The 23,235-nt window shown below is 55.5% G+C and carries 18 protein-coding genes and 1 tRNA gene; 9 read left to right on the plus strand and 10 right to left on the minus strand.

Features of this window, described 5'->3' with window-relative positions:
• Nucleotides 1-264 precede the first annotated feature (264 nt).
• Nucleotides 265-1,776, minus strand: a complete 1,512-nt coding sequence (gene pepA / locus C1N84_RS02770; protein ID WP_021506719.1) for a leucyl aminopeptidase — start codon at nucleotides 1,774-1,776, stop codon at nucleotides 265-267.
• Nucleotides 1,777-2,043: 267 nt separating this feature from the next.
• On the opposite strand from pepA, the gene lptF reads away from it, so the two are divergent.
• Both lptF and lptG read left to right on the plus strand, forming a co-directional pair.
• A complete protein-coding gene (lptF, locus tag C1N84_RS02775) occupies nucleotides 2,044-3,144 on the plus strand; it encodes an LPS export ABC transporter permease LptF (protein ID WP_031279533.1) in 1,101 nt (366 codons plus the stop codon).
• Nucleotides 3,144-4,220 (plus strand): LPS export ABC transporter permease LptG, encoded by a 1,077-nt coding sequence (gene lptG, locus C1N84_RS02780; RefSeq protein ID WP_021506721.1) that lies wholly within the window; start codon nucleotides 3,144-3,146, stop codon nucleotides 4,218-4,220. The genes lptF and lptG overlap by 1 nt, the downstream gene beginning before the upstream one ends.
• Before the next feature lie 115 nt (nucleotides 4,221-4,335).
• Here the strand turns inward: lptG and C1N84_RS02785 are convergent, their stop codons facing one another.
• The 3 genes from C1N84_RS02785 to C1N84_RS02795 form a co-directional block, all read right to left on the minus strand.
• On the minus strand, nucleotides 4,336-5,613 hold the full coding sequence (locus tag C1N84_RS02785; RefSeq protein WP_132464325.1) for a DUF445 domain-containing protein: 1,278 nt from the start codon (nucleotides 5,611-5,613) through the stop codon (nucleotides 4,336-4,338).
• Nucleotides 5,614-5,636: 23 nt separating this feature from the next.
• Entirely contained in the window at nucleotides 5,637-7,139 is a 1,503-nt protein-coding gene (locus tag C1N84_RS02790) for a helicase HerA-like C-terminal domain-containing protein (RefSeq protein ID WP_264441967.1), read from the minus strand.
• 170 nt (nucleotides 7,140-7,309) lie between these two features.
• Nucleotides 7,310-8,884, minus strand: a complete 1,575-nt coding sequence (locus C1N84_RS02795; protein WP_394541716.1) for an ABC transporter substrate-binding protein — start codon at nucleotides 8,882-8,884, stop codon at nucleotides 7,310-7,312.
• Between the two features lie 525 nt (nucleotides 8,885-9,409).
• Between C1N84_RS02795 and C1N84_RS02800 the strand changes: the two genes are divergently transcribed.
• From C1N84_RS02800 to C1N84_RS02810, 3 genes are read left to right on the plus strand one after another with little or no spacing between them, the layout of a single operon-like run.
• Complete coding sequence (locus tag C1N84_RS02800; protein WP_264441968.1) at nucleotides 9,410-10,141, plus strand: gluconate 2-dehydrogenase subunit 3 family protein; 732 nt, start codon at nucleotides 9,410-9,412, stop codon at nucleotides 10,139-10,141.
• A gap of 32 nt (nucleotides 10,142-10,173) precedes the next feature.
• Nucleotides 10,174-11,943 (plus strand): GMC family oxidoreductase, encoded by a 1,770-nt coding sequence (locus C1N84_RS02805; protein ID WP_264441969.1) that lies wholly within the window; start codon nucleotides 10,174-10,176, stop codon nucleotides 11,941-11,943.
• A 4-nt stretch (nucleotides 11,944-11,947) separates the two neighbouring features.
• On the plus strand, nucleotides 11,948-13,198 hold the full coding sequence (locus C1N84_RS02810) for a c-type cytochrome (protein WP_264441970.1): 1,251 nt from the start codon (nucleotides 11,948-11,950) through the stop codon (nucleotides 13,196-13,198).
• Between the two features lie 112 nt (nucleotides 13,199-13,310).
• Here the strand turns inward: C1N84_RS02810 and C1N84_RS02815 are convergent, their stop codons facing one another.
• From C1N84_RS02815 to C1N84_RS02835, 5 genes are all read right to left on the minus strand, one after another.
• Nucleotides 13,311-13,988 (minus strand): MarC family NAAT transporter, encoded by a 678-nt coding sequence (locus tag C1N84_RS02815; RefSeq protein ID WP_021506728.1) that lies wholly within the window; start codon nucleotides 13,986-13,988, stop codon nucleotides 13,311-13,313.
• A gap of 376 nt (nucleotides 13,989-14,364) precedes the next feature.
• Entirely contained in the window at nucleotides 14,365-15,000 is a 636-nt protein-coding gene (locus C1N84_RS02820; protein WP_021506729.1) for a hypothetical protein, read from the minus strand.
• A gap of 95 nt (nucleotides 15,001-15,095) precedes the next feature.
• Nucleotides 15,096-15,575, minus strand: coding sequence for a carboxymuconolactone decarboxylase family protein (locus C1N84_RS02825; RefSeq protein ID WP_058781936.1), 480 nt, complete (start codon nucleotides 15,573-15,575; stop codon nucleotides 15,096-15,098).
• Nucleotides 15,576-15,587: 12 nt separating this feature from the next.
• A complete protein-coding gene (locus C1N84_RS02830; protein ID WP_262265041.1) occupies nucleotides 15,588-16,193 on the minus strand; it encodes an FMN-dependent NADH-azoreductase in 606 nt (201 codons plus the stop codon).
• 11 nt (nucleotides 16,194-16,204) lie between these two features.
• Nucleotides 16,205-16,630 carry a GNAT family N-acetyltransferase gene (locus C1N84_RS02835; RefSeq protein ID WP_021314487.1) on the minus strand — a complete coding sequence of 142 codons (426 nt, stop codon included), beginning with the start codon at nucleotides 16,628-16,630 and terminating at the stop codon, nucleotides 16,205-16,207.
• Nucleotides 16,631-16,750: 120 nt separating this feature from the next.
• Here C1N84_RS02835 and C1N84_RS02840 point away from each other — a divergent pair, with 120 nt between their 5' ends.
• Complete coding sequence (locus C1N84_RS02840) at nucleotides 16,751-18,130, plus strand: MocR-like pyridoxine biosynthesis transcription factor PdxR (RefSeq protein WP_264441971.1); 1,380 nt, start codon at nucleotides 16,751-16,753, stop codon at nucleotides 18,128-18,130.
• A 109-nt stretch (nucleotides 18,131-18,239) separates the two neighbouring features.
• Here C1N84_RS02840 and C1N84_RS02845 read toward each other — a convergent pair whose 3' ends face one another.
• Nucleotides 18,240-18,755: a DUF2501 domain-containing protein gene (locus tag C1N84_RS02845; protein WP_264441972.1), complete on the minus strand. Its 516-nt coding sequence runs from the start codon at nucleotides 18,753-18,755 to the stop codon at nucleotides 18,240-18,242.
• A gap of 249 nt (nucleotides 18,756-19,004) precedes the next feature.
• On the opposite strand from C1N84_RS02845, the gene C1N84_RS02850 reads away from it, so the two are divergent.
• The 3 genes from C1N84_RS02850 to C1N84_RS02860 all read left to right on the plus strand — a co-directional run bounded on the left by C1N84_RS02850 (nucleotide 19,005) and on the right by C1N84_RS02860 (nucleotide 23,197).
• Nucleotides 19,005-19,089 (plus strand) — tRNA-Leu (locus C1N84_RS02850).
• Between the two features lie 162 nt (nucleotides 19,090-19,251).
• A complete protein-coding gene (locus tag C1N84_RS02855) occupies nucleotides 19,252-20,517 on the plus strand; it encodes a tyrosine-type recombinase/integrase (RefSeq protein ID WP_394541717.1) in 1,266 nt (421 codons plus the stop codon).
• Between the two features lie 136 nt (nucleotides 20,518-20,653).
• Entirely contained in the window at nucleotides 20,654-23,197 is a 2,544-nt protein-coding gene (locus tag C1N84_RS02860; RefSeq protein WP_394541718.1) for an AAA family ATPase, read from the plus strand.
• Nucleotides 23,198-23,235: the final 38 nt, after the last annotated feature.

Consider the following 23,235-nt stretch of genomic DNA (forward strand, 5'->3'; position numbering starts at 1 on the left):
TCGCCATCAATGGCGACCCTGTAAACCGTGCGGCTGATAATCAGGTCGCCGTGAACGGCGACCCTACACCGTAGGGTGCGCAGTGATACGTATCATTACACCCGTAGGGTGCGCATTCATGCGCACCGTTCCAATGGCCGCACGGTATTTAACGCATTTATACGCACCATCACACCCGTAGGGTGCGCATTCATGCGCACCGTTTCAATGGCCGCAGGGTACCAAACGCATCCATACGCACCGTTGCAGCATTCGCCCCGGCTCTTAATCGTCGCCGTTCAGGCCAGCGCGGTTCAGCAGGAACTGCGACAGCAGCGGCACCGGACGGCCGGTCGCGCCTTTGGCTTTACCGGAGCGCCAGGCGGTGCCGGCGATATCCAAATGCGCCCAGTTAAATTTGCGCGCAAAGCGTGCCAGGAAGCAGGCGGCGGTAATTGCGCCGCCCGGACGGCCACCGATGTTGGCCATATCGGCAAAGTTAGATTCCAGTTGCTCCTGATACTCATCGGCCATCGGCAGACGCCAAGCGCGGTCGCCCGACTGCTCTGATGCGCTGATCAGCTCGTGCGCCAGCGGATTGTGGTTCGACATCAACCCGCTGACGTGATGGCCCAGCGCGATCACGCAGGCGCCGGTCAGGGTAGCGACGTCAATCACCACTTCCGGATCGAAGCGCTCAACGTAGGTCAGCGCATCGCACAGCACCAGACGGCCCTCGGCATCGGTATTCAGCACTTCAACCGTCTGGCCGGACATGGTGGTCAGCACGTCGCCCGGACGCATCGCGCGCCCGTCCGGCATGTTTTCACAGCCCACCAGCACGCCGACCACGTTCAGCGGCAGATTCAGCTCCGCCACCATGCGCATCACGCCGTACACCGACGCCGCGCCGCACATGTCATATTTCATCTCATCCATCGCCTCGGCAGGTTTGATGGAGATGCCGCCGGAGTCAAAGGTCAGCCCTTTACCTACCAGCACGATAGGGCGCGCATCGGCGTCGCTGCTGCCTTTGTACTCAATCACCGACATCAGCGACTCATTGTGCGAACCGGCACCGACCGCCAGATAGGCGTTCATGCCCAGCTCTTTCATCTGCTGTTCGCCAATCACGCGGGTGGTAACGTTTTTGCTGTACGCATCGGCCAGCTGACGTGCCTGCGATGCCAGATACGCGGCGTTACAAATATTCGGCGGCATATTGCTCAGGTCTTTCGCCGCTTTGACGCCGGCGGCAACGGCCAGACCGTGCTGAATAGCGCGCTCACCGCTGGTCAGCTCACGGCGGGTCGGCACGTTGAACACCAGCTTGCGCAGCGGACGGCGCGGCTCAACTTTGTTGCTTTTCAGCTGGTCGAAGTTGTACAGCGCCTCTTTAGAGGTTTCTACCGCCTGGCGCACTTTCCAGTAGGTATTGCGCCCTTTAACGTGCAGTTCGGTCAGGAAGCACACCGCTTCCATCGAACCGGTATCGTTCAGGGTATTGATGGTTTTCTGAATCACCTGTTTGTACTGGCGCTCATCCAGCTCGCGCTCTTTACCACAGCCGATCAGCAGGATACGTTCGGACAGGATATTTGGCACATGGTGCAGCAGCAGCGTCTGACCCACTTTGCCCTCCAGCTCACCGCGGCGCAGCAGCGCGCTGATGTAGCCATCGCTGATCTTATCCAGCTGCTCGGCAATTGGTGACAGACGACGCGGTTCGAAAACGCCAACCACAATGCAGGCGCTGCGCTGTTTTTCCGGGCTACCGCTTTTTACACTGAACTCCATGCACTCTCCTGAATCTTAAAGACAACGGCCTTAGCTGTCGTTAGAATGTAGCGCGTTCGTAACCCATTAATTTGTTGCGACGCCATGACAATTTAACGCCGGCGGCCATAATGAGTGGGGTGACAATGTGTTGTTTTTTCACCACCCTAACGCGTTCGTCATACTATTTTAGCTACCATGACGGCCATTGATGAAGAAAAATGGCTGATAAGCGTTGAAACTAGCGATTTTCCTGCAAAAAGACAAGTTTTCACAGGCGTACTAAGCGTGATCATCATTAGATATCTGGTTCGGGAAACGCTCAAAAGCCAGCTGGCTATCCTGTTCATCCTGCTACTTATCTTCTTTTGCCAGAAGTTAGTCAGGATTTTGGGTGCGGCGGTGGATGGCGAAATCCCAACAAATCTGGTTCTGACATTGTTAGGACTTGGCGTGCCTGAAATGGCACAACTTATCCTGCCCCTAAGCTTGTTTCTGGCGATTTTAATGACCCTTGGGCGGCTGTACACCGAAAGTGAAATTACGGTGATGCACGCCTGCGGGCTGGGTAAAGGCGTCCTGATTAAAGCGGCGATGATCCTGATGCTGTTCACCTCGCTGGTGGCGGCGGTCAACGTGATCTGGCTTGGCCCGTGGTCCTCGCGCTATCAGGATGAAGTGACACAAAATGCCAAAGCCAACCCGGGAGCGGCGGCGCTGGCGGCGGGGCAGTTCCAGACCTCCAGCGACGGCAACACCGTGCTGTTCGTCGAAGACGTGAAGGGCAACAAATTCGGCAGCGTGTTCCTGGCGCAGCTGCGGCCGAAGGGCAATGCACGGCCTTCGGTGGTGCTGGCCGACAGCGGTCACATGGAGCAGCACAAAGATGGCTCGCAGACCGTGACGCTGGACAAAGGCACGCGCTTTGAAGGCACGGCGCTGCTGCGTGACTTCCGTATTACCGACTTCGTCAATTATCAGGCGCTGGTGGGATACAAAGAGGCGGTGCTCGATCCCAACGATGCCGATCAGGCCGATATCAGCACGCTGATAAAAACCAAAACGCCACAGTTCCAGGCGGAGCTGCACTGGCGTCTAACGCTGGTGTTCGCTGTGCTGGTGATGGCGCTGATGGTGGTGCCGCTCAGCGTGGTTAACCCGCGTCAGGGCCGCGTGCTGTCGATGCTGCCGGCAATGTTGCTCTACCTGATCTTCTTCCTGCTGCAGAGCTCACTGCGCTCTAACGCGGCGAAAGGCCGGTTTGATCCGGCGATCTGGATGTGGGTGGTCAACCTGGCGTATCTGGCGCTGGCGGTGGCGCTCAACGTATGGGATACCGTACCGATGCGCCGTTTCCGCGCGCGCTTTAGCCGTGGAGGATCCGTGTGATGTTTAAGGTCCTTGACCGCTATATCGGCAAAACCATCTTCAACACCATCATGATGACGCTGTTCATGCTGGTGTCGCTGTCGGGCATCATTAAGTTCGTCGATCAGCTGCGTAAAACCGGGCAGGGCGCTTATACCGCGCTGGATGCCGGTTACTACACGCTGCTCAGCGTGCCGAAAGATATCGAGATCTTCTTCCCGATGGCGGCGCTGCTGGGCGCGCTGCTGGGGCTGGGCACGCTGGCGCAGCGCAGCGAACTGGTGGTGATGCAGGCCTCCGGCTTTACCCGTCTGCAGGTGGCGCTGGCGGTAATGAAAACTGCGATTCCGCTGGTGCTGCTGACCATGGCGGTGGGCGAATTTGTCGCCCCGCAGGGCGAGCAGATGGCGCGTAACTACCGGGCGCAGCAGCTGTACGGCGGCTCGCTGGTTTCGACGCAAAACGGCCTGTGGGCGAAAGACGGCAACGACTTTATCTACATTGAGCGCATTAAAGGCGACAACGAGATCGACGGCGTCAGTATCTATCGCTTTACCGACCAGCGGCGTCTGCTGAGCGTGCGCTATGCCGCCACCGCGGTCTGGAATAAAGATCGCAAACTGTGGGAGCTGTCGCAGGTGGATGAGTCGGACCTGAAAGATCCGAAGCAGATTACCGGTTCACAGAGCCTGAGCGGCGAATGGAAAACCAATCTGACGCCAGACAAGCTCGGCGTGGTGGCGCTGGACCCGGACGCGCTGTCGATCAGCGGTCTGTATAACTACAGCAAATATCTCAAACAGAGCGGCCAGGAATCCGGGCGCTACCTGCTGAATATGTGGGGCAAAATCTTCCAGCCGCTGTCGGTGGCGGTGATGATGCTGATGGCGCTGTCGTTTATCTTTGGTCCGCTGCGTAGCGTATCGATGGGCGTGCGCGTGGTCACCGGCATCAGCTTTGGCTTCCTGTTCTACGTGCTGGATCAGATCTTCGGGCCGCTGAGTCTGGTATACGGTTTACCGCCGGTGCTGGGCGCGATTCTGCCCAGCGGCGCGTTCTTTGCCATCAGTTTGTATTTGTTGCTGAAACGGCGGTAGGGAGTGTTGCAGGGCCGCGATTCAGGGCGCCCCTGTCATTCCCGCACCGTTACCGTAGGGTCGCCATTCATGGCGACCTTTTTTATTCATGGCGACCAGGTCGATGCCCGCACCGTTAGCGCAACGTCTGCAGCCAGCCCGGCAGCTGCGACAGCAAAAACAGCACCAGGCCAATGGTACCGCCCACCAGCGTGCCGTTGATGCGGATAAACTGCAAATCACGGCCAATGTTCAGCTCAATCTGTTGCGACATTTCGCGCGCATCCCAGCTTTTCACCGTATCGCTGATATGGCGGGTGAGAAACGCCGCAAACTCCGGCGCGACGCTGCGCGCAGCGTCTTCCAGATGCTGATTCATTGAAGTACGCAGTGCTTCATCGGCGGCGAGCGTTTCGCCCAGCCACAGCGCCGCCAGCCGCACCCGCTCCTGCACGCGCGAATCATCACTGTTGAGGTCGCTCTTCAGCCAGCGGCGCAGGTCCTGCCACAGCTCGCCAATGTAACGGTTAAACGACTCATCCTCTTTCAGCCAGTGTTTGATGGTCTCAGCGCGTTCGGCCATCTCCGGATCGCTTTTCAGTCGCTCTATCAGGCGCTGTACCGCGCGGTTAAAACCGAGGCGAAATTCGTGGCCCTGGTCGCGCGCCACTTCATCGAGAATCGAATCCACCGCGTTGGCGACCAGCTCGGCGCTGTGTTCGCCCAGCCATTCGGTCGGCAGCACTTTGGCCTTGATCGGATGTTCGCGTTTCAGCCAGCGCACAATCTGCAGCGCGATAAACTCGCGTGTGCCGGGTTTGTGCAGCAGACGCAGCAGCTGTTGCACAGCAGCGTCCAGCAGCTCCTGATGGCGATTGTTTTTGGTCAGGCTGTCCAGCAGCAGCGCGCTGGACTGGGTCAGATCGACCTTATCCAGTGCGCGATGCACCGCGCGGCGCAAAAAGCGCTGAATACGCTGATCGTCAGTGAGATCGAGGAAACCGCGCATCACCTGCAGCAGGTGGCGACCAATGCGATCGGCGTTGCCCGGCGTATTGAGCCACTGCGCCAGCAGCTGTGACGGATCGTGGCGGCGAATCAGTGCCAGCAGCGAATCGGTATCGAGAAACTTCTCCTGCACGAAGCGGCCAAGATTCTCGCCGATGCGATCTTTGTTGCGTGGAATGATTGCCGTATGGCGCGAGATGAACGGCACCGGCACGCGACGAAACAGCGCCACCACCGCAAACCAGTCGGCCAGCGCGCCGACCATCGCCGCTTCGGCAATCGCCTTCAGCCCCAGCACCCAGAACGTGGGCGGCAGAAACAGCGTCACGACAAAGGTCGCGGCGGCAATCAGCAGCAGCGACAGGGCCAGACGCTTGCTCCGTTTTAATTGTTGATATTTATCCATACCACGATCATAGCAGAGGGCGATTAACGGCGGCGTCCACCGAGCAGACTGCCCAGCACGCCGCGGATGATCTGATTGGTCACCTGGCGCGCCGCGCTTTTCGCCACGCTCTGCACTACGCCGTCGCGCTTGCCGCCGCGCGGCCCGGTGCTGCCGAACAGAATCTCTTTCAGCCCGCCCAGAATACCTTCATCCACCGCCACGCTATTGCCTTTGCTGGGCGGCGCATCGGCCTGCTGCGGCGCGGCCTGTACGCCTTGCTGCAACATTTCGAACGCCGATTCGCGATCGACGGCACTGTCGTATTTGCCGTACAGCGGCGAATGGTTGATCAGGCTGTTGCGTTCATCAGGAGTGGCCGGCCCCATGCGCGAGCCCGGCGCGATCACCATGGCGCGCTGCACCATCGACGGGCTGCCTTTCTCATCGAGGAAAGAGATCAGCGCCTCGCCGGTGCCCAGCGCCTGAATCGCCTCCACGGTATTAAACGCCGGGTTGGCGCGCATGGTTTCGGCGGCGCTTTTCACCGCTTTCTGGTCTTTCGGCGTGAAGGCACGCAGCGCATGCTGCACGCGGTTACCCAGCTGACCGAGCACATTATCCGGAATGTCCGCCGGATTCTGCGTGACAAAGTACACGCCAACGCCTTTCGAGCGAATCAGGCGAATCACCTGTTCTACTTTCTCCAGCAGCACCGGCGGCGCGTCGTTAAACAGCAGATGCGCTTCGTCAAAGAAGAACACCATCTTTGGTTTTTCCAGATCGCCGGCTTCCGGCAGCTGTTCATACAGTTCCGCCAGCAGCCACAGCAGGCTGGTGGCGTAGAGTTTCGGCTGCTGATAAAGCTTTTCCGCTGCCAGGATATTGATGAAACCTTTGCCGTCAGCGTCGCAGCGCATCCAGTCACGGATATCCAGCATTGGCTCGCCAAAGAAGTGTTCAGCCCCTTGCTGCTCCAGCGCCAGCAGGCCGCGCTGAATGGCGCCCACCGAGGCGCTGCTGATATTGCCGTACTGCGTCTGAAACGCTTTGGCGTTATCACCGATGTATTGCGTCATGGCGCGCAAATCTTTGAAGTCCAGCAGCAGCAAGCCCTGATCGTCGGCGATACGGAAGATAATTTGCAGCACGCCGGACTGCACCTCGTTGAGGCTGAGCAGCCGCGCCAGCAGCAGCGGGCCGAGATCGGACACCGTTGCGCGCACCGGATGGCCCTGCTGGCCGAAGATATCCCACAGCATCACCGGATTTTTCTGCGCCTGCCAGTCGGTGACGCCAATCTTCGCCAGCCGCGCCAGCAGCTTTTCCGAGCCATCGCCCGCGGCCGCAATACCGGAAAGATCGCCTTTGACATCGGCCATAAACACCGGCACGCCGATGGCGGAGAAGGATTCAGCCAGCTTTTGCAGCGTCACGGTTTTACCGGTGCCGGTCGCGCCGGTTATCAGTCCGTGACGGTTAGCCATGGCGGGCAGCAGATGCAGTTGAAGGTCAGGCGTCTGGGCGATCAGCAGTGGGGTAGTCATAATGGTTGCGCTCTCCGGCATTGCGTAATGACTCAAAGAATAGCAAGCGGTGCGCGGGAGAGAGAGGGATATTTGGGTGAAAAATAAGGGGAGTTCCGGTTGCTGCCCGCGTGATCGGCCCTTCTCCCGCGGGCGGGAGAAGGCTGGGATGAGGGGCAGCGCGTACCGACCTACCTCTTCTCTACCGCATCGAAAAACAGCAGGCTCACGCCGATGCCCTGCTGCACGTGGCTGACGTTATTACGCACCGCCACCTGCTGTGCGCCCTGTAGCATCACCACGAACGGCGAATCCTGCTGTACGCGCTGTTGCAGCGCGGTATACAGCGCGCGGCGCTGGCTGGCGTCGCTCTCACCAGCTGCGGTGCGCGTCTGTGCGCTCAGTTCGGGAATCTCCCAGCCGACGCGCCACGCCAGCGTTTTAGAGCCGCCCGGCACGTTATAGGCAAAGGCGCTGGCGTTGGTATTCGGATCCACATAGTCGGCGCCCCAGTAAATAAAGATCGACTGGAAATCACGTCCGCGCATTTTGCTCCACAGTTCCGATTCCGCCACCGGCTGCAGCTCAATCTGCACGTCGGCTTTGGCAAAGCTGGCCTGCAGCGCCTGCGCCACGTCGATGTACGGCGGCTGGTTGATCACCGTCAGCGAGAATTTGCTGCCGGGCCTGATACCGCCCTGCGCCAGAATCGCTTTGGCTTTGGCCACATCATAATGGAACGGCTGATTCTCCAGCGCGCCGTCAAAGCCCTGCGGCAGGAAGCTCTGGTGAATACGGTACTGGCCTTTCAGCAGATCGCGTGAAATGGCGTTGTAATCCACCAGCCAGCGCGCCGCCTGCCACAGCGCCGGATTACCCAGCGCCGGCTGCGCTTTGTTTTGCGTATTAAACGCCAGGTAATAGACCAGGCTCGACGGGAAGGCTTCAATGCGCAGCTGCTGGTCGTTTTTCAGCGCATCGATCTGGTCCGGGCCCAGCTGGTAAGCCACATCGACATCGCCCTGCTGAATCAGCAGGCGGCGCGCACCGGCATCGGCCACGCCTTTCAGCAGGATGCGTTTCAGCTGCGGCTGCGGGCTGGCGTGCGGATTTGCGCTCAGTACCAGCGCCTGTTGCGGCACATATTGCTGGATGCTGAATGCGCCGCTGCCCGCGGAGTGAGTGTGCAGCCAGCCGTTGCCTCTATCGTTGCCAGTGATGTGCTGCTGCACGGTTTTGCTGTCCACCACCGAGGCCACCGGTGCGGTCAGCAGGCGCAGCGCCAGGTCCTGACCAATCTGCGCCGGCCACTGAATCTCCAGCTGATGATCGTTCACCGCCCGCAGCTGGCTGGCGATGTTGTCCGCCGTCCAGCCAAACTCAGCGAGAATAAACGACGGGGCTTTATTGAGCTGCACCGCGCGCGTCAGCGAAAACACTACGTCCTGCGCGGTCACCGGGTTACCGCTGACGAAATGCGCATCCGGTTTCAGATTGAACACCAGGCTGTGCGGCGTGCTGCCGGGCTGCCATGAGGTGGCGAGCAGCGGCGCGAGTTTTTGTGGCGCATCGCGATCGGCCTCTACCAGCGTCTGATAAATGTTGCGCTGCACGCTGTTACTGACGGTCTCAAAACTTTCTGCCGGGTCGAAGCTGATAATGCCGTCGAGCGGCACGGCCACCACCAGTGTGTCTTTTGGCGTGGCGGCCTGCAGGGCAAAGGCGCTGCTGAATAAGGTGAAGAACAATAAGAGTGCTCGCATCATGATTATCCTGAGTAATTGATGCGACGACTTTATCGCTGTCGCGCTGCTGGCTAAATGCCGGTTTGTTCTGAGCTGTGCCGGAAATAACAATTAATACCGGCAATTAACTAATCGGTTATTTTGTGCGCGCGCTGTCATATTCAGGAAATAAATCGCTCAGACGTTGCGCATTGAGCCAATAAGCGGTTATTGATAAGAATAAGCTCTGGTATGGAAGTATGATTTTTTCTGATTAATTAAGCTGAGCGACTATTTCTCACGCCGATTTGTTTCAGTCATTTGCCCAGTCTCTGGCGCTAATCTCCTGGCATTTGTACGGTTAAAAGCGCAATTCCCGCTGCGAAAGCGCGTCCACAGCGCCTGGCGACTTTTTGTCAGGTTGATGGTTTCTCATCAAAACACATTTAAAATTTAATTCTTACATCCTGAAATATCTGTATCCATAAGATTGCCAGCTTGTTTGCCGATTTATAAATCTATTAACAAAAATAATTCCCTTTCTTAGCAAGTGAGAGTCGTCGCGCCATGCTTTTAGAAAAACCGACCACCAGACGTAAGTTTTTACTTGGGTCGTTGCTGGCTTTGCCATTAAGCGACCTGGTTTTAAAAGGACTGACTGCAGCCCAGGCTGCGGAAATGGCAGCACCGGACCTTGCCGACTATAAACCGATCTTTTTTAGCGCTGAGGAGTGGCAGTTTATTCTGGCCGCGACCGATCGCCTGATCCCCGCCGGAGGCAACGGCAAAGCGCCGGGTGCGCTGGAAACCAACGTGCCGATCTTCATTGACCAGCAGCTGCACAGCCCGGAGTTCGGCGCAGAGATCTACCTGCAGGGGCCGTTTGACGTGCACGCGCCCGCCACCATGGGCTACCAGATTCCGTTCACGCCGCAGCAGATGTATCGCACCGGCATCAAACTGGTGGAGCAGTGGACGCAGAGCACCTACCACAAAGCGTTCACTCAGCTGACGCTGGCAGAGAAAGATGCGGTGCTGACCAGAGTGAATAAAAACGACGGTATCGACTTCGCCGCGCTGGGCGAACCGAACCTGAAAGCCTCGCAGTTCTTCAGCCAGCTGCTTTCCGATACCAAACACGGCTACCTCGCTGACCCGATGTACGGCGGCAACAAAGGCATGAAAGCCTGGATCGCCATCGGCTTCCCGGGGGCACGCGCCAGCTTCACCGAGTGGGTGAAGCAGCACAACGTGCCGTATCCGCTCGGACCGGTCAGCCTGATGGGCGAACGCGCCTGAATCCCCGTATTTGGTATGTGAGACAGAAAAACATGGCACAGATTATAAAGAAAGAAGTCGACGTCGTGGTGTGCGGCCTCGGCTGGGCCGGCTCGCTGATGAGTATCGAGCTGGCAATGGCCGGACTGGACGTGCGCGCCCTTGAGCGCGGCGGCGAGCGCGACTACCCGGATTTCGCTTACCCGAAACCGGCCGATGAGTACGCCTATAATGTGCGCAACAAAGTGTTCGCCACGCCAAAAGAAGTGGCGGTCACCGTGCGTTACAACATGGACCAGACGGCGCTGCCAACCCGCAAATGGGGCGCATTTGCTCCAGGTACCGGCGTCGGCGGCGCGGGCATGCACTGGACGGCGGTACTGATTCGCCCCACGCCCACCGATATCAAACTGAAAACCTACGTCGATCAGGCCTATAAGCCCGGCATCCTGCAGGATGACATGCGCGTGATGGATTTCCCATTCACCTGGGATGAGATCGAGCCGTATTTCTACAAGTTTGAGCTGATTTGCGGCCAGTCGGGCACCACCGGCAACCTGCGCGGGCAAATTCTGGAAGGCGGCGATCCGTTTGAAGGCCCGCGTTCTGAGCCGTATCCGTTGCCGGCGCTGGACGATACGCTGAACAACGTGATGTTCAAAGAGGCGGCGAAGAAGCTGGGCTATCATCCGTTCCCGAACCCATCAGCCTGCGTCTCGCGCGCGTGGAAAAACCCGTACGGCAACCAGATCGCTCCCTGCAACTACTGCGGCTACTGCTCGAAATATCCGTGCCTGAACTACTCAAAAGCCTCACCGCAGACGGCAGTGATGGACGCGCTGAAGCGCATGCCGAATTTCTCCTATGAAGTACATGCGGAAGTGTACAAAGTGGTACTGCACGACGACGGCAAAACCGCGAAGGGCGTGCTCTATTTTGACGCCGACGGCAACGAAGTGTTCCAGCCGGCGAAGATTGTGGTGCTCTCCAGCTTCCAGCTGTATAACGTGCGCCTGATGCTGCTGTCCGGCATCGGCAAGCCCTACAACCCGATCACCGAAGAGGGTGTCGTCGGGCGTAACTATGCGTTTCTCTCCAACGGCGGCGCCACGCTGTTCTTTAAAGACAAGAACTTCAATGCTTTCGCCACCGCTGGCGCGACCGGTCAGATGTTCAACGACATCTCGCCCGGCAACTTCGACGGTCCGGGACTCGGCTTCCTGGGTGGTGCCAAAATCCACAGTTCGCAGGCAACCGGTACGCCGATTGGCACCGCGCTGCCGAAAGGCACACCGAGCTGGGGCATGGGGTACAAAGAGGGGCTGGAGCAGTGGTACAACCATTCGATGAAGATCAGTATTACCACCACCTGCCAGTCGTACCGCGATATCTATCTGGATCTGGATCCGCACTACACCGACCATCGCGGTCAGCCGCTGCTGCGCATGACCTTTAACTGGAAACAGAACGAGCTCAAGCTGCAGCAGCACCTGAAAGGCATCGTTGGCGACATCGCCAAAGAGCTGAATCCGGACAGCATGAGCATGAGCTTCCTGCCGATGGGCGCTGACTTTGATCTGACCAAATACGTCTCTACCCACAACGTGGGCGGCGCGGTGATGGGCGACAACCCGAAAACCTCGGCGCTGAACAAGTACCTGCAAAGCTGGGATGTGCACAACGTGTTTGTGCCGGGCGGTAACGCCTTCCCGCAGAACTTCCAGGCGAACCCGACCGACACCATCGGCGCGATTACCCTGATGGCGGCGCAGGCTATCAAAGAGCACTATTTGCAGAATCCCGGCCCACTGGTACAGGCATAAGCACATGAAATTAAAATCATTGTTAATCGCTCACGCGGTGCTGCTGGCAAGCTGTGCGGTGCAGGCGCAGGCAGCAGATGACGCATCACTGATTAAAAAGGGCGAGTATCTGGCGCGCCTTGGCGACTGTATGGCGTGCCATACCGTGGCGGGCAAAGCGGATTACGCCGGCGGGCTGGCGATTGAGTCGAACCTCGGCACCATTTACTCCACCAACATCACGCCGGATAAACAGCACGGCATCGGCAACTACAGCGAGCAGCAGTTCTCGGACGCGGTGCGCAAAGGCGTGCTGCCGGACGGCTCGCGCCTTTACCCGGCGATGCCGTACCCGGATTACGCCAAAATCAGCGATGAAGACCTGCACGCGCTGTACGTCTACTTCATGCAGGGCGTGAAGCCAGATAGCGCGCAGCCGCCGGAAACCAAGCTGAGCTTCCCGTTCAGCCAGCGCTGGGGCATGCGTTTCTGGAACTGGGCGTTTACCTCAGATAAGCCGTTCCAGCCGATTGGCGGTGCGTCAGCGCAGGTTAATCGCGGTGCTTACATCGTGGAAAGCCTCGGCCACTGCGGCAGCTGCCACACGCCGCGCGGCCTCGGCATGAACGAGAAGGCGCTGGACAGCAGCGACGATCGCTTCCTCGCCGGCGGCAGCCTGAATAACTGGGAGGTGCCATCGCTGCGCGGTGTGCCACGCTGGAGCGAGCAGGAGATTGTCGATTATCTGCAAACCGGACGTAACGATAAAGCCGCGGTGGGCGGCGAGATGACGTCAGTGGTGGAGCACTCCAGCTCGCACATGACGGATGCCGATCTGCAAGCGATTGCCGCTTACCTCAAGTTCCTCGGCGGCAATCCGCCGCTGCAGGCGTACGACGTGCAGGCGCAGCAGAAGACCGAGGCGAAGCTGACGGCGGCGAAGAATCTGAGCGAAGGCGAGCGTCTGTATCTCGACAACTGCGGTGCCTGTCACTTTGTCACTGGCAAGGGCGCGCCGGGGATCTTCCCGGAGCTGGATCAGGCCACTATCGTCAATGCGCAGGACCCCAGCGGGTTGATTCACACCATTCTGGCCGGTGCGCAGCAGCCCTCAACGGAGAAAGCGCCGTCGACGCTGGCGATGCCGCCGTTTGCGTATCGTCTGACCGATGATGAAGTGGCGCAGCTGGCCACCTTTATTCGTCAGGGCTGGAGCAACCACGCGCCGGCAGTGACGAAAGAACAGGTGGCGGATGTGCGGAAAACGCTGCACTAAAACGTAGCGGCGCGTTCTGGCGCGCTGTCCTGATGGCAATGCCCGGCGTCGCGAGATGGCGGGCATTGCGCGATGAATCGCGCCGCTACAGTACGGTGCGATTTTTTATTGTTTAATGAAAGGTGTGCGCCACTTCCAGCACGCCGTTGATGACAAACTGCACGCCCATACACACCAGTAAAAACCCCATCAGGCGCGAAATCGCTTCGATGCCGCCTTTGCCGACCAGCTTCATGATGGCGCCGGAGCTGCGCAGCGAAATCCATAAAATCACCGCCACCGCCAGGAACGTCAGCACCGGCGCGATGGCTACCACCCACGCGGGGAAATCGACGCCGGCTTTCACCGTCGAGGCCGAACTGATGATCATCGCGATGGTGCCCGGTCCGGCGGTGCTCGGCATTGCCAGCGGCACAAAGGCGATATTCACCGTTTCGCGCGGGTCGTCGCTGGCGTCGAGTTCATCCAGCTTGTGTTTGGCCTCCACCGAATGCCCGACCGGTTTGGCGGGGAACAGCATGCGAAAGCCGATAAAGGCGACAATCAGCCCGCCAGCCATGCGCAGGCCGGGAATCGAGATGCCAAAGGTGTGCAGCACCGCGTTACCGGCATACCAGGCGACCATCATAATCAGGAACACGTAGATCGACGCCTGCAGCGCCTGGCGATTGCGTTCCTGAAAATTCATGTCACCCGCGAGGCCGAGAAACAGCGCCACGGTGGTTAACGGATTAGCAAGCGGCAAAATCACCACCAGGCCAAGCCCGATGGCTTTGAACAGTTCCAGCATGATTTATTCCACATCCAGGTGCGCCCATGATGGCGCGGTTAACAGGCACATCATTCAGACGCGCTCTTATTGCACCCAACCCGTAGCGGCGCAATTTATTGCGCATCAGACAGCGATGCGGCTGTTCAGGGCGCGCGAAAAATCACGCCGCTACAGAATGTGCCATTAACGGGGGCAGACTCAGTCATCTGCATATCCCCTCGTGGCGCAAAGCATTCAGACGCGCTCTTATTGCACCCAACCCGTAGCGGCGCAATTTATTGCGCATCAGACAGCGATGCGGCTGTCCAGGGCGCGCGAAAAATCGCGCCGCTACATAATGTGCGATTAACGGGGCAGAATCAGTCATCGGCATTCCCTGTCGCGGCGTAAAGCATCAATGCTTCGGCGTTTCCATCGCTTCCAGCAGCTCGGGGAAAAAATCTTCCAGCAAATCCGGCGTCATCAGCTCGGGATAATGAATCAAATGCTCGCGAATGCGTTCATTCACGTCTGGCAACAGGCGCTGGGCGGCGTCGCTGGCGCTGATTTTCTTCTGCTTCATCAGGCGCAGCACGTTATCTGGCAGGTTATCCTCATCTTCCTCGCTCTCCACGCCTTCCAGATCGTCCAGCTCATCCAGCAACTCCATCAGCGCTTCAATCTGCGGCGTGCGTGACTGATACTCTGCCGGCTTCTCGTTCTCCAGATAGCGCAGCAGCGCGCGCACCGGCGAGCCGTCTGGCGTGGCGGGCGGCTCACTGGCGAACCAGCTGAGCAGCGCATGCTGGCTCACCTGATGTACGTGATAACCGTTGTCCACCAGCTCATCGGCGAGGATATCGGCGGTGTCGTGCTCAATCAGGCAAATGTGGGTGCGACCCGGCGTGAACTGCTCCAGCCACTGATAGATCTCCTCAATCACGCTGTCGGCGTAATGAAACGTCTGGCTGAGGTAGCTGTCATCCGGCTGGTGAACGCAGATGCGAATCAGGTCGGGATCGAAGTAAATCGCAATGTTGATGCCTTTCATGCGCGGTGTCCTGTGTGGTGCAAAACTTCACTATAGCGTCAGGGCGCGCAGAAAAACATGCTATCGCCAGCAGCCGCAGCCACTGGCGATAAAAATTACCGCAAATCAGCACGATCCAGCCCGTAAGCGCTGTCGAGCGCGCCGGGGGCCATCTGCGACAGGATCATCAGCCGGTTCCAGGTATTGATCACCGCGATCTTGAAGGTCAGCTCGCTAATCTCCACCTCGGAGAAGTGCGCGCGCAGCTCGCCGTACAGCGCCTCGTCAACGCCGTGCTCACCAATGCGCGTCAGCGCTTCGGTCAGGGCAAAGGCAGTTTTCTCCCGCGCGCTGAACAGCGGCGATTCACGCCAGATCGCCACATGGTGCAGCCGCAGCTCGTGCTCGCCGTCAATCGCCGCCTGCTTGATGTGCATATCGAGGCAGAACGCGCAGTGGTTGAGCTGCGAGGCGCGGATATCCACCAGATGCCTGAGCGACTTCTCCAGCGACGTGCTGGCGACGCTGTTCGACAGATCCGACATCGCTTTGGCCAGCGCCGGGGTGGTTTTGAAATGGTTAACGCGTTGAGTCATGATTTTCCTCCGTCAAAACAGACGTTCAATGGTTTCGAGTGCTTCGGGTAACGCGCGGGCACGGCTGAGCGGGTCGTGCGTGCCGTCGACGCGGATAAACTGCACATCGCTGATGCCGATGTACGCCAGTGCCGCGCGCACGTACGGCGTGAACTGGTCATCCTGCATAAAGGGCCCGTGGGCAAACACGCTGCCGCTGGCCATCACGCAGTAAACTTTTTTGCCGCTCACCAGCCCGACTTTGGTGCCTTCAGGCGTAAAGGCGAAGGTGCGGCCGGCGCGGGTAATATGGTCGAACCAGGCTTTCAGCACCGACGGCAGCCCGAGGTTCCACATCGGCGATGAGATAACCAGGGTGTCGCAGGCAAACAGCTGATCCACCAGCTGTTCCGAGGTGCGAATGGCGTTACGCTGCGCTTCCTCACGCGCCTCCGGTGGGGTAAAAAAAGCCCTGATGGTGAAGGCATCCAGATGCGGCAGCGGCTGTTGCGCCAGATCCAGCACCGTCTCGTGCAGATCGTGATGGCGGCTGCGCAGCTTTTCGATCAGACGTGCCGAGGCGATGCGCGACGCCGATCCCGCCAGATCCGGGCTGACTTTAATGTGCAGCACATTCATGCAGTGATTCCTCATACGATAGAGCGATAAAAATGCAGGCCGAGCGCCTGATAGCCGCAGCGCTGATAAAACGCCTGCGCCCGGGTATTACTGATTGCGGTATCCAGCACCATGCGGCTGCAGCCGTACTCACGCGCCAGCACCGCTAAGCCGTCGAGCAGCGCGGCGCCGAAGCCCTGACCGCGCAGCGCGGGATCGCTCACCAAATCATCGACGTAGCAGAAGCTGCCATGGATAAAATTCTCCAGCAGGCGATAACCGGCCAGCACCGCCGGCTGTCCCTGATGTTCGATACCGGCGAGGCGATAACCCTGCGCCTGCTGACGCTGCGCCTGGGCGATAAACTGCGCCTCATCCGCCAGCCGCCCGCGCAGCGCACGCATCAGCGGGTAGCAGCGCGCGAGTTGTTCTGCGGTGGCGTAATGCACAATCTTCATGGCTGTCATCCGTATTGCGGGGGGAATGCCTGCATCTTAAACTGCTATGTCTGAGTGAACAGGGCCATTACGCGTGAAAAAAGGTAGGACATAGCGCAGTGGCTGAGAAAGGAGTGACGCGTGGGTTACAAAGAGATTTACCAGCGCTTTCGGCAGCAGATTCTTGCCGGACAGCTCCGGCCGGGCGATCGTGTACCGGCGATCCGCGTGCTGGCGGGCGAGCTGAAGGTGGCGCGCAAAACGGTGGAGGCCGCCTATGAAATCCTCATCGGCGAAGGCTATTTTGTCAGCCAGGGCGCGAAGGGCACGCGCGTCAATCCGCAGCTGAAGCTGGCGAGCGCAACTACGCCACCGCGCGCACCGGCGACGACGCCCGCGCTGCTGCCGGTGACCGAGAGCAAAGGCGAGCTGCGGCTCGGCATCCCGGCGCTGGACGAGTTTCCGCACAAAAAGTGGCGGCTGCTATCGGCGAAAGCGGCGCGCAGCCTGCGGCCGGACGAGATGATGATACCGCCGGTGATGGGATATGCGCCGCTGCGGGCGGCCATCGCCAGCTACCTGAACATTTCGCGCGGCCTCAATTGCCAGCCGGAGCAGATCTTCATCACCAGCGGCTACCGTGCCAACCTGCGACTGATTCTGGCGGTGCTGGCGCAGCCGGGAGACAAAGTGCTGTTCGAAGATCCCGGCTACTTCTTTGGCCAGCAGCTGCTGAAGCGCATCGCACCCAACCTGCACTATGTGCCGGTGGACGGGCAGGGCGTGGACGTGGATTATCTGCTGCGCTATCACGCCGACGCGCGCTTTGCGGTGGTGACGCCAACGCACCAGAGCCCGCTGGCGGTCAGCCTGTCGCTGCCGCGCAAGCATCAGCTGCTGGCGTGGGCGCAGCAGCATGACAGCTGGATTATTGAGGATGATTACGACGGCGAATTTCACTACACGCGTAAGGTGATTCCGGCGCTGAAAAGCCTGGATGTGCATGACCGGGTGATTTACACCGGCACCTTCAGCAAAACCATGATGCCGGCGATGCGCATCGGCTATCTGGTGATGCCGCAGCACACGCTGGCGCAGTTCGGCGAGCTGGGCGAGATTCTGGAAACCGGCCTGCCGCTGCTGCCGCAGAAAATCCTCGCGCAGTTCCTCAGCGAAGGGCATTTTTATCGCCACATCAAGAAGATGCGCATCCTGTATCAGCAGCGTCGCCGCATGATGCTGGAGGCCATCGAAGCCTGTTTTCCGGGGCTGTTTACCTTTGAACTGACCGACGGCGGTATGCACATCGTGGCGTTTCTGCGGCGCGGCACGCAGGACGTGGCGCTGGCGACGCTGTGGGCGCAGCAGGCGCTATACGTGCGGCCGCTGTCGGGCTGGTACGCGCAGACGCAAAAGCGCTATGGCCTGGTGATTGGCTACACCAATATTCAGTCGTTTGAGCAGGCGCGGGCGCTGCTGGCGCGGGTGGCGGATGCGACGCGGACGTTGCTGGCGGTATAGCGGCAGCGTGGCGAGAGAAGAGGGCGCGGGGGACAGCCCGCGCCGGCTGGCATAAGGTGAGCGGCGATTCGGACGGCAGGAAGGCGGCCTCTGAACCCGCGCGAAGGAATCACATGCCGATGTATTTTTTGCCCTGCTTCAGCACCACATCGCAGGCTTTGGTTTTCAGCTTCTCACCCATTGGCGAGTTGCTCAGGCTTTGCAGATTCAGCTGCTGACCGTTGCCGGTGTTCAGCAGGCCCTGCAGCCCTTGCTGGTAATCGGTTTTCTGCTGCTGCGCGGTGGTGCTGCTCAGGCCCAGCTTGCTCAGCACCTGATCCTTCACCGATTTCACGTTGTTATCCACCACGTTGTGCTGCACGCAATATTCCATCACGCCGGCGGCGTTAGTCATGCTGTTGGCGCTCACCGCTTTATCGCCGCCGTTCAGCAGGCCGCTAAGCGAAGAGAGCGACAGCCCGCCGTTCTGCGTGTTGCTGGTGGCGGTGTTGCCGCTGTTCTGCTGCGACAGCTGCGATGCGGCGCTGCTCAGCTGATCCTGCCAGCTCGCCGCCGATGCGCTACCGGCCACCAGTGCCGCCGCGATACCCAATCCCCAAACTAACCGTTGTGTTGCTTTTTTCATCTCAACCTCGTTGTGCTTATACGTCTGACTGCGTCAGTTGTGGTTAAGAGGCATGTGGTGGCAGAAAGTTCCGGAGAAGTGGCCGCCGCGCGCGAGTTTGGGAGTGTTCCGGAGGCGATTGCCGGGGTTTTGCGCAGCGATTTTGGCAGCGCTGCTTTTTTCGACGCTTAGCGCACATCCCCATCGATTCCGGTTGCGCCGCAAGCGCGTAACGGTATAATCGCCCACGTTTTCCGCATCCTCTTCAGTGCCGAAGTGGCGAAATCGGTAGACGCAGTTGATTCAAAATCAACCGTAGAAATACGTGCCGGTTCGAGTCCGGCCTTCGGCACCAAGCTCTCTTCCAAAGCCTTCCGAGAAAGTCCAGTTTCCCTTTTAAAATCAATTGCCATGGCCATTTTTCGTCCTGAGCCTTCCGAGGTGTTCCGTTGAAATCCGGATGCTATTGGGGGCATAATTGGGGGCATCTTATCTTCGATTAGAAATGTGCCCCCAAATGAAGCTCAACGCCAGACAGGTAGAGACCGCAAAGCCAAAAGATAAAACCTATAAAATGGCAGATGGTGGCGGTTTGTATCTCGAGGTTTCGGCCAAGGGTTCTAAATACTGGCGTATGAAATACAGACGACCCTCTGACAAAAAAGAGGATCGCCTCGCTTTTGGTGTTTGGCCTACGGTGACGCTTGCACATGCTAGAGCAAAGCGTGATGAAGCCAAGAAGCTGTTAGTGCAGGGCATTGACCCTAAAGCCGAACAGAAAGAAGCTCAGGCCGAGAATTCGGGGGCATATGCTTTCGAAACCATCGCTCGTGAATGGCATGCAAGTAACAAGCGCTGGAGTGAAGACCATAGATTGCGCGTTCTTCGCTATCTTGAGCTTTATATCTTCCCTCATATCGGTTCGTCTGATATTCGCCAGCTCAAAACCAGTCATTTGTTAGGCCCGATTAAAAAAGTTGATGCCTCGGGTAAGCATGATGTTGCGCAGCGTCTTCAGCAGCGCGTTACGGCCATCATGCGTTATGCTGTACAGAACGATTATATTGACTCAAACCCGGCCATTGATATGGCTGGCGCGTTATCAACAACCAAATCGCGACATTACCCGGCATTACCTTCCCGCCGTTTCCCTGAATTCCTTGCTCGTCTTGCAGCATACCGTGGCCGTGTAATGACACAGATTGCGGTTGAGCTATCGTTGCTGACCTTTGTTCGTTCAAGTGAGTTACGGTTTGCGCGCTGGGATGAGTTTGACTTCGAGAAAGCCCTATGGCGCATACCGGCAAAGCGGGAAGAAATTAAAGGCGTACGTTACTCATACCGTGGCATGAAGATGAAAGAGGAGCATATCGTTCCTCTTAGTCGGCAGGCTATGGTTTTGCTAGAGAGACTTAAGCAGATTAATGGTGATAAGGAGCTGCTGTTTCCTGGGGATCACGATGCAACTAAAGTCATGAGCGAGAACACGATTAACAGTGCCTTGCGTAAAATGGGGTATGACACGAAAACTGAAGTCTGCGGTCATGGATTCAGGACGATGGCACGTGGTGCGTTGGGTGAGTCAGGGTTATGGAGCGAAGATGCCATAGAACGCCAGTTGAGCCATTCTGAACGTAACAATGTGCGTGCGGCCTACATACACACCTCTGAGCATTTAGATGAGCGTCGTTTGATGGTGCAATGGTGGGCCGATTTTCTTGATCAAAATCGAAAAGAAAAATTAACGCCTTTTGAGTATGCTAGGTTAGGTAAGGCGATATAACATATTGATTTTATTTATTTATAATCTGATTTTTGTTTTTTTTTGTAAAAAAAAGGAATGATTTATTAAAAAATCCTGCTAAGTTATCTCATTTTAAGATTCCTCTGCTACCGGAGGGTGTTAATTGGAGATAGAGATGGACGATCGTTTGCTTGTTGTAAAGGATGAGAATCATTCTGCAAATCCTGATATGGGACTAGTGATACCCTTATCTCATTATAATTTAGATGGAAGCCTCACTGACATACAACCCGCAGAATTTCCAAATGGAGCTATATTTGTCTCCAAGAATTTTATCAATATAAATCAATCATTTAATAGCGATGAAATATTTGTTCTTAATGAGTATTTTGAAAGCGACGATGAAGACTGGAAAAGAAATTCAAGACTTCAAAAACACTATACCGTAGGTAGCAAAAGCGAGCGTTTAGAACGACATTTATTTGTTCCTATTTTAAATATTAATCTTCCTGATATTGCTACTGGTTTTGTTGATTACGCGTTTGATTTTCCGAGTAATTATTTTTTTACGAGTGATAAAGAATATGTATATGGTCCTTTTAAAGCTACAAAGCAGGAGGATAATTGGCTTCTTTCCCCATTAACAACACCCTCTCCCTTACAGCTTAATACAGATTATATAGCTAAAATCCCTTTTTTAGAAATGTCTGAAAAGAACCTTATCGCAAGGGTAAAAGTTAAGGGATCAGAGAAAATATTTATTAAAAATCTTAAGGATATTTCAACTGTAAGCTATGATCAGATAGATTATATATCTGATGTAAGGTTGATATCATACTTTACAAAAAACAACTTCGGGAAAAATAAAAATTCATTACTAGGTAAAAGCGAGGCTCAGCGCCTCTCGCAGGGAATCGAGGAATATGTTAAGAAAAACAAAGCTATAAGTAATAACGAAAGGCTTGAACGATTAAAGAATTTGCTATCTAATTTCTTGGATGAAAGTGATTATGGCAATGAAATTATAAACGAATATTTGACTGACAATAGAGAAGGGAGCTTGTATCTCAACAGCTACTTCGAAAAAAATCGAGAGTTCTTACTAAAAGAAAAAAATGCAGAGTTGGAAAAGAACTTTGCAGATAAAAAGAATGAATTGAATTCAGAGCTAAAAGAGATAGAAAAGCAAGTTCATCAAAAAAGAGAGGAGCTTGCCAACGAAAATATCAAAATTGAGCTTGAGAAGAAAAAAGCTAAAGAAAGGATAGAAGAGATAAGAAGACAATCGGATGAGGATGCACACCAAGCTCTTCTCGAAAAGCAACGAGAACTTACTGAAGATAATCTTAAATTAGAAAAAAGCATCAATGATAATAAAAAGGTTATCGACTCATTTTTGTCTAAACACGAGGCCATCAACGAATTTAATTCCCTGCATAAAGAGCTGGATTATTTAAAGCGTCGTAAGCAGGAAATGGAAACAGAGAATCGTGTTATTGAAAATGCTTTTATTACTCAAAAAGCAATGCTTGAATCACCACAATTACCTGATAAGTTGGCTGAAATCAGTACACTTACAACGATTTTACGTGGTGATAAAAAGAAAAGTGAGACACCACATATAATTACAAATAAAATTAAAAAGTCAAACATTTCTCTAGAGAAAGATAGTAGAGCAGACTATATAAATTATTTGATCGAATGTTTTGACGCTGATGGGGGCAGAACTTTCTCATTTGACGAGATGGCTAATCTTGTAATCTGTACTTCACAATCACTAATGACTATTTTAGCTGGGCCTCCAGGTACTGGGAAAACATCAACAGCAATCCGTTTTGCAAGACATTTAAATCTAACTGAAGATGATTTTAAGTTTAATGGAACAAACTTCTTAAATATAGCTGTTGGAAGAGCTTGGGTTTCAGGTAGAGATATCCTTGGTTTTTACAACTCACTCAAAGATTCATATCAACCAGCCAGGACAGGCTTGTTTGAATTTTTAAGAAACGATAAAAATAATGAATTCATGAAGCTCATTTTATTAGATGAAGCTAACTTATCTAGTATTGAGCACTATTGGTCAGACTTTTTGGGGATGTGTGACCCTGAAGGTGTAAATAGGGTGTTGGAGACAGGAATACCTAATATCGATGATCGCTATTTAAATGTGGGTGCAAATGTCAGATTTATTGCAACTATTAATAATGATTCAACTACAGAAAGATTGTCCCCTCGTTTAATTGATAGGGTGCCAGTGATAACAATGGATCATAATTTCAGTTTTAAAGGTAATGTACAGCAGCATAATGATTATGATGGAGCTGTAGACTTTTTAAAAATTGATGAGAGTTTTAACATTTCATCTACTGATGCATCCTTTACCCAAGATGAGCAGAATATTCTAAATAATATTATTGAGACACTTGCTGCGCCAATAAAAAGGACAACGTCCATCAGAGTAAGTCAGCGAAAAATTAATGCTATGAAAAGGTATTGTTCTATAGCTAATGAACTTGAGGGTATGCATACACCACCACTTGATTATGCAGTTAGTCAACACATCCTTCCTTTAATAGAGGGGTATGGAAGTGCCTTCAAAGAAAGATTAATAGACTTGGAACAAAAGTTGAGTGAATATGATTTCACTATTTCAAAAGCATCTCTGAACAATATAATAAATCAAGGGGATATTTTTGGCGATTCTTACTCATTCTTCTAAATGGTGGGCTGATGCTTGAATTTTATATATTAAATGGG

This window comes from Pantoea sp. SGAir0418, assembly GCF_043529865.1.